Below are 7,527 nucleotides of genomic sequence, written 5' to 3'. Positions count from 1 at the left end.
TATTTTAAAGTCTTATTTTAAAGTCTTATTTTAAAGTTTAAGAGTTTAAGACCTTAGTTTGAAACTAATCTAAAAAGGCTGAATTACATAACGTAATTCAGCCTTTTTAATATCTTGATTTAGCAAGTTAAAAATCTATTCAACTTTACAAAATCAACATACTCTTATTTTATGTAAAGCCACTTTAGTAGCTTAATAAGAAGTTTGCTTTGTTTTAGCAGCATAACAATACGAGGATTAAACGAGCCCGATACTAACGTGTTTTTAGCATGGCTAAACGTTAAAAACCCTTCTATGCCATGATAATGCCCCATTCCTGAATGCCCTACACCACCGAAAGGGGCATCGTCAGCAGTTACTTGCACTAACGTATCGTTTATCGCCACAGTGCCACTGATTGTTTGCTTCATAATATATTCTTGAGCGTGCTTATCTTGCCCTAAAATATAAAGCGCTAACGGGTGGTGATGGGCTTTAATATAGTCAATTGCGCTGTCGAGCTTGTCATAACTCATTATTGGTAGTATTGGGCCAAATAGCTCATCTTGCATAAGCTGCATTTCGTCAGTAACTTGAGTCACTAAGTGCAGCCCCATACGATGTTTTTGCTCATCTTGCTGGTTTTGCTCAAGTGGCTTAATAATGTTTGCGCCAAGCTCTTGGGCTTGCTCTAAGTAGGTTGCTAAACGTTTATAGTGTGCATCGCTAATAATAGAAGTTAAGTTTTTACCTTCAACACCGTCTTTAAAATGCTTTTTATAAAGCTCGCATAATTGCTGAACCAGCTGATGCTCAAGCGCTTTGGGTACAAATACGTAATCGGGTGCTACACATATTTGCCCTGCGTTGGCCATTTTTCCAAACAGTAAAGCTTGTGCCGCTTTTTTAATATCGGCATTTTGCGTAATAATAACTGGCGATTTACCACCGAGCTCAAGCGTTACCGGCGTTAAATTACGACTCGCTGACGCCATTACTAATTTACCAACGGCCGATGACCCCGTAAATAATAAATGAGCAAATGGCAGTGATGAAAACTGCGCGGCTACGTCGCTACCGCCTTGTATTATTTTGCAATGCGCTTGCATGTCGTCTTTAAATATTTTTTCGATAACGGCGTTTGTGTGAGGTGTAAACTCGCTTAATTTGAGCATAACTCTATTACCAGCAGCTATGGCGGTAAGCACAGGTACTAACGCTAACTGAATAGGGTAATTCCACGGTGCAATAATACCAACCACACCTTTAGGTTGGTAATTAACACTTACTTTTGAAGGCCACAAGCTTAAACCCACAGAGCGATTACTTGGCTTTGCCCATTTTGGTAGCTTTTTGATAATGTGCGCGAGTGTTTGAACCGTAGGCAATATATCGCCAAGTAGAGTATCGAAAGCGGTTCTGTAACCAAAGTCTTTTGAAGCAGCATCCACTAGCTCTTGCTCAAGTTCAACAATACGTACACGGAGTTTTTTTAATAAAACGAGACGTTTATCAATTGGCAAATAAGGTGTTTCGAGAAAGCTTTTTTGCAATTCATCAAATTGGGGAATTAAAGGCATTGCCTGTGATGTGTCGGTGCTCAAAATAGATTACTCGATTTTTAAAGTTACCGCAGACTATAACCTTGTTCTGTTTTTCGAGCAATAACACTAATTATCTAAAAAAGAGCTTCTTGAGCAATATAAATAAGTATAAAGAGTAGCTTTGTTTAAAACTGTAAATATAAACAAAGCTACTGGTTGGAACTAATTTAGTATAGCTTTAAAAGCCAAATACTTGCGCTGCGATAGTCATTGTCACTAGCGTAATTAATACAATGGCGACAATATTTAGCACAAAGCCGGCTCTTATCATGTCGCGCATTTGAATTTGCCCTGAGCCAAACACAATAGCGTTTGGTGGTGTCGCTACCGGCATCATAAACGCACAACTACACGCTATAGCTGCAGGAATAACCCAAACCAAAGGCGAACCTGTTATAGACTCTGCAACGGGTCCTAACAAAGGAAGAAAGCCAGCTGCAGTCGCTGTATTACTCGTGATCTCAGTTAAAAATGTAATTAATGCCACTACAACAAGTACACTCATAACAAGTGGAATGGCACTAGCGCCTTCAATTAGGTGAGCAATAAATTCAGCAAGCCCTGATGACTTAATTTGAGATGCAAGTGTAAGCCCGCCACCAAATAATAATAAAACGCCCCACGGCACTTTAGCTGCGCTTTCCCAATCAAGAATACGTTCGTCACTGCCTTTGTTTGCAGGCAAAACAAATAGTAATAATGCGGCGGCAATCGCAATACCCGTATCAGAAATTTTAAGCCCTGTTATGTCGCCAAGTATAGGTCTAAATATCCAACACAGTGCTGCTAAAACAAACACAAATAACACGCCTTTTTCGGCGCGTTGCATTATACCTAGGTTTTTTAGCTGCGTTGAAAACACCGCTTTTGTATCAATTTTTTGATCGTTTTTAACATTAGCATCTACTTTATACGCAAATTTGGTAAGCCAAACCCAACTAATAATAAGCATACTTAAAGACAGTGGTACGCCTACAATCATCCACTGAGCAAAGCCTATTTCAATTTGGTAACTGTCAGATAGGTATGCAGCCATTAATGCATTAGGCGGTGTACCAATTAAAGTAGCAATACCACCAATGCTTGCACCATAAGCAATTGATAGTAGCAATGCTTTGCCAAACCCTTCATTACTTGGGTCTGATTGCTTAACCAAATTGGTAATTGAAAGTGCAATAGGTAGCATCATTACGGCTGTTGCGGTATTAGACATCCACATCGACAAAAATGCAGTTACAAGCATCATTGCTAAAATTTGCAAACTTGGCTTTTTACCCGCATATAACATGGTGCTAAGCGCTATACGTTTATGTAACCCCCATCGCTCCATAGCGATAGAGATTAAAAATCCGCCTAAAAATAAAAATATTAGCGGGTGCGCATACGGTGCAGCCACACTTTTTATGGCTTCTATACCAGCAAGTGGTGATATTACCAAAGGGAGCAAAGCTGTTGCTGGAATTGGCACTACTTCACTTACCCACCACGATGCCATCCAAAATGCTAAGCCTGCTGTTTTAAATGCAGCAACCGACATACCCTCAGGTGGGTTTACTAGACAGGTAAGCAACATAACGCTTGGGCCCAGTAATAGCCAAAACCATTGCATACTCTGTTTTTTAGGAGAATTGTTTTTTAAAATTTGTTGAGTCATTACTTTTCCTAAAATTTATATTTAAGGCCAAGAGCAACACTGCTGTCGTCTTGTTCTTCTAAATTAAGATCGGTATATAAAAGATAAGCTGTAGTTTGCTTATCAAATACATAATCAAGGCCTGTGCTCCATTGCGTTGCCTCAGATGCTTGACGAAGAGTTGAGTCATCTTTAGCAAATTGAATTTTTGGCACCCACTTATCAAGTGTATAACTGGCACTTAATACGTAACCATTGCCCGACTTACTGCCATCTACTGATTCTGAATGCTGGTACAGCGCACCTAACTGTAATTGTTCGAACTTATAAACACCAACAAGGCGGCTTGCTTTTACATTGTTAAGTGAATCTACATGACTGAACGACACATAATATGAAGTACTTTTTAAATTACGGTCGCCATAAATAAGCGTAGCAGCAAAGCCTGCTTTATCGTCTTTATTGTCATCTTTTGGCGCATAAGTAAATGAAAACTGCGTATTATGCCAATAGTTTGAGGTGTAAGTTATAGTATCACCGAGGCGATCTTGGCCTGCTATAACCTGTGCCATATCGGCTTGAGTTTCGTTAAAGTTATCGAGTTTACCTTCAGAATATTTAAAACGAGTGTCGTTACGACCTACAACAACTTCACCAAACGCGCCTTTTAAACCTAAGTAAGTATTACGTGCTGTGAAAGGTTCTTGCGTATCATCTTCTTCAAAACCTTTAACTTGTACCTCATATTTAAAAACAGCACTTAAATATTCGTTAAGTTTATGATCGCCCTTAATACCAATACGCGAGTATGGCGCTTCAATTTGAGTACCCTCTTCGGCATAACGCATTATGCCCGTATCAGTACTGGCAATTTGTACTTCAGCTTTACCGTATACAGCGTACTCTGCAGCAAAAGATGTGTGTGAAAATGTAGCTAAGCAACCATAGGATAGAAATAAAATACAGGTGTGTGTAGTTTTTGTCATCGTGTGCCCTAATTATTAGAATCTACTTGTTGTAGCGCTAATAAGGCAACTTTACTGCCAAGTGTATAAAAGCAATATATTTCAATAACTTACTAAAACAAATTGTTTGATTTAAATAAAAACGTGTGAATTACCACACATAAGAAAGTGGGTCTTGTCACCAAACCCACACATTTAGTCAGTAAACATATCTCTATTAAGATTGTATTTACTCATTTTATCGTAAAGTGTTTTACGAGCAATTTGCAGTGTTTCCATAGTGTTTTTAATACTGCCGTGGTTTTGCTCAAGCGCGTACTCAATAAGTGACTGCTCATAAAAAGAGACTTTTTCAGATAAGCTTAAATCGGGAGATAAGCCACCTAATTGTTGTGTTTTAACTTCAGCAAAGGCAAGTTCGGCACCAAGTAATACAGCTCGCTCTGCTTGATTTCTTAGCTCTCTCACATTGCCCGGCCAGTCATAGGCAACTAACCGCTGTTGTATTTCGTAATTTACTGCCGCCGGCGGCTTATGATAGCGAGTTGCAGCAATAGAGCTAAAGTGTTTAAACAAAAGTAATATGTCAGCTTTTCGCTCTCGTAATGGCGGAATATTAACGTTAACCAAACTAAGTCTGTAGTATAAATCAGCTCTAAAATCACCCTTTTCAACTAACGCAAGTAAGTCTACTTTTGTAGCTGCAACAATTCTGATGTTTAAATCAATTGCTTTGTTATCGCCTACAGGTGTTACTTTTCGCTCTTCTAATACGCGTAATAACTTAACTTGCAGTGCCATTGGAGTGCTTTCTATTTCATCTAAAAAGACCGTACCACCTTGTGCATATTCAAACTTACCTTTTCGACTTTGAGTAGCCCCTGTATATGCACCACTTGCTGCACCAAACAATTCGCTTTCTATTAACTGCTCTGGTACTGCGCCACAATTAATAGCAACAAAATTACAGCTAGAGCGATTACTCTGATCGTGTAGATACCGCGCTACAAGTTCTTTACCTGTGCCAGTTTCACCTTCAATCATTACATCGGTTGGGGTATCTATAATTGTGTTTAATAAGTGCATCATGTGTTGCATTTTAGGTGTGTCACCTAGTATGCGTACACCTGGGGCTGAGGTTTTCTGTACAGCCACTTTTAATGCGCGGTTCTCCATAACAAGGCTTCGTTTGTCGCACGCTCGTGCTATGCAATCAAGAAGATGTTCGTTAACTGGTTTTTCAAATAAATCATACGCACCTAATTGCATCGCTTTAACTGCTATCGATACATCAGCGTAACCAGTTAAAAATATTACAGGGAGCTCACTATCAAAAGCCGTTATTTGCTCTAAAAGCGTTAGGCCATCCATGTTCGGCATATTTATATCGCTCAGCACAACTCCAGCAAAGCGCCTATTGAGTTTGCTAAGAGCGGTACTTGCGTCATTAAAGCACTCAACGGTGTATCCTTCGAGAGTGAGCAATTGCTTTAAAGAGTCTCTGATCATTGCTTCATCATCAATGACTATTATGTGATTACATGGGGAGCTATCAATCATCTTTATTTTCCTGCCTGTTAGAGAGGCTAATTATAAATTCAGCCCCGCCTTCAACTCGATTGTGCGCGCTCAAACAACCATTAAACGAATCTATTATTTGTTTTGATATAGATAAACCAAGGCCTAAACCTTTACTTGATTTAGTACTATAAAAAGGTTCAAACAAATTACCAAATGCATGTTGCTCAATACCAGAGCCAGTATCTAAAATCGACAGTTTTACTCGCTCTTCAAAACACTCCAGCTGAAAACTTAAGTTACGAATAATTGCGCCATTCATAGCTTGGCTAGCATTAGTAATTAAATTAACGAGTACTTGTTCAAATTTAAGCGAATCGACCCACACAACGACTGTTTCATCAAACTGAGGTGGCTCTACTTGTACGTTATCTTGCTTTAACTGCGCGCTAGAAATCATTAATGCGTTATTAACAAGCCCTGCAAGAGGGTAAGGTCTGAGCTGCATTTTTGAAGGTTTACTAAAATGCTTTAACTGACCCACAATTTGGTGCACTCGATTAACTAATCCCTCAATCACTACTAAGCTTTCACCAAGTGCTGAAGTATTTCCTTTAGCTAATAAACGCTTTGCCGAAGCTAAATAAGTATTAATAGCACTGAGCGGCTGGTTTATTTCGTGGTTGATTCCTGCACTTAGCTGTCCTATTGTCGCAAGCTTTGCAGATTGAACTAAAGCCGTTTGTACTTTTTCCAAAGCTTGAGTGCGCTCAAGGACTTCAAGTTCAAGGCTATGTCTGGAGTACACCAGTTTTTTATAGCCCGCAAAACGAGTTAATAAAATATAACTAACAATAATAACTAAACTACAGATAATAAATACCCAAAATAAGCGAGGCAGTTGAGCTGAATTAACTCTTGTTATATCAACGAGTACGTTCATTGTGGCATTAAAATATCGTAAAGGTCTTTGCGACATTACGTAAAGTTTTTTATCTATTTTTAAATGTTTAATACCTTCATTAGAAAATTGAAACTGCTTAATATACAAAGGCTGATGATCTAAATAAGCCCGACGAGATTTAATATCTCTGCGCATAGTTATATCAAGTTCAGTGAAGCTGTTTAATCGCCACGTTTGCATATCTGACATTGCAATTACCTCATCTGCAAGCTGCAAAAAAAAGTGACTACCCTTTGAAGTATTTAGAAGCTCTCTGTCATCCTCAAATTTACTTACATTCACTTTTAACACAACAACACCAATGGCTTTATTGTCGCGATATACTGCTTGTGAAAAGTAAATACCACGCTCTTTAGAGCGCATGCCTAATGCAAAGTACGCTACTTTTTCGCCTGCAAATGCACGTTTGAAATAAGGTCTAAACGCAAAGTTGCTACCTAAAAAAGTATAATCTGCTTGCCAATTACTACTGGCAATAACTTCGCCTTGAGTATTTAGAACAAAAATATCTGAGGCACCACTGGCTTGTTGAATATCAGCAAGGTAGTTATTAATAGCGTTATAGTGCTGTGGCTGCGCATCTACAAAGTCTATCATTAACGAGTTATAGGTAAGTAACTGGGGAATAGCAGAAAAACGAGCAAGCTCAGTATCAATATAGTTATTTAATTGCGTAACTTGGCGCTCAGCCTGGTAGGTTGCTTGCTCAACATCATGAGAACGACCAAGCCAAAACGTAACAACTAATATAAGTACGAGTAACACACAAACAGTAATGATTTTTTTAGAAAAAGAAAACATGAAGAACTCGCAAAAAATAGCCAAGAAAATTTTAGGGCGCTAGTGTAACGGCTAATCTCTAGC

Annotated in this window: 5 protein-coding genes; all 5 read right to left on the bottom strand. The window is 38.8% G+C overall.

Annotated elements, in window-relative coordinates:
* Positions 1 to 164: 164 nt before the first annotated feature.
* Positions 165 to 1,583, bottom strand: coding sequence for a coniferyl aldehyde dehydrogenase (locus GQR46_RS13370; RefSeq protein WP_206009581.1), 1,419 nt, complete (start codon positions 1,581 to 1,583; stop codon positions 165 to 167).
* A gap of 178 nt (positions 1,584 to 1,761) precedes the next feature.
* Positions 1,762 to 3,237 (bottom strand): SLC13 family permease, encoded by a 1,476-nt coding sequence (locus GQR46_RS13365; RefSeq protein ID WP_165729468.1) that lies wholly within the window; start codon positions 3,235 to 3,237, stop codon positions 1,762 to 1,764.
* Between the two features lie 8 nt (positions 3,238 to 3,245).
* A complete protein-coding gene (locus tag GQR46_RS13360; RefSeq protein ID WP_024593158.1) occupies positions 3,246 to 4,202 on the bottom strand; it encodes a porin in 957 nt (318 codons plus the stop codon).
* 174 nt (positions 4,203 to 4,376) lie between these two features.
* A complete protein-coding gene (locus GQR46_RS13355; RefSeq protein ID WP_024609208.1) occupies positions 4,377 to 5,741 on the bottom strand; it encodes a sigma-54 dependent transcriptional regulator in 1,365 nt (454 codons plus the stop codon).
* On the bottom strand, positions 5,734 to 7,464 hold the full coding sequence (locus GQR46_RS13350) for a cache domain-containing protein (RefSeq protein ID WP_165741204.1): 1,731 nt from the start codon (positions 7,462 to 7,464) through the stop codon (positions 5,734 to 5,736). The genes GQR46_RS13355 and GQR46_RS13350 overlap by 8 nt, the downstream gene beginning before the upstream one ends.
* Between the last annotated feature and the right edge of the window lie 63 nt (positions 7,465 to 7,527).

The organism is Pseudoalteromonas sp. Z1A6 (assembly GCF_011378745.1).
Lineage (GTDB): Bacteria > Pseudomonadota > Gammaproteobacteria > Enterobacterales > Alteromonadaceae > Pseudoalteromonas > Pseudoalteromonas arctica.
The sequence above is the reverse complement of the archived record's forward strand: the minus strand, read 5'-3'. Positions and strand labels throughout refer to the sequence as shown.

What these genes read in the sequence shown, in the direction of transcription:
- GQR46_RS13350 (WP_165741204.1), bottom strand. Translation starts at nt 7,464, where the DNA reads ATGTTTTCTTTTTCTAAAAAAATCATTACTGTTTGTGTGTTACTCGTA.
- GQR46_RS13365 (WP_165729468.1), bottom strand. Translation starts at nt 3,237, where the DNA reads ATGACTCAACAAATTTTAAAAAACAATTCTCCTAAAAAACAGAGTATG.
- GQR46_RS13360 (WP_024593158.1), bottom strand. Translation starts at nt 4,202, where the DNA reads ATGACAAAAACTACACACACCTGTATTTTATTTCTATCCTATGGTTGC.
- GQR46_RS13355 (WP_024609208.1), bottom strand. Translation starts at nt 5,741, where the DNA reads ATGATTGATAGCTCCCCATGTAATCACATAATAGTCATTGATGATGAA.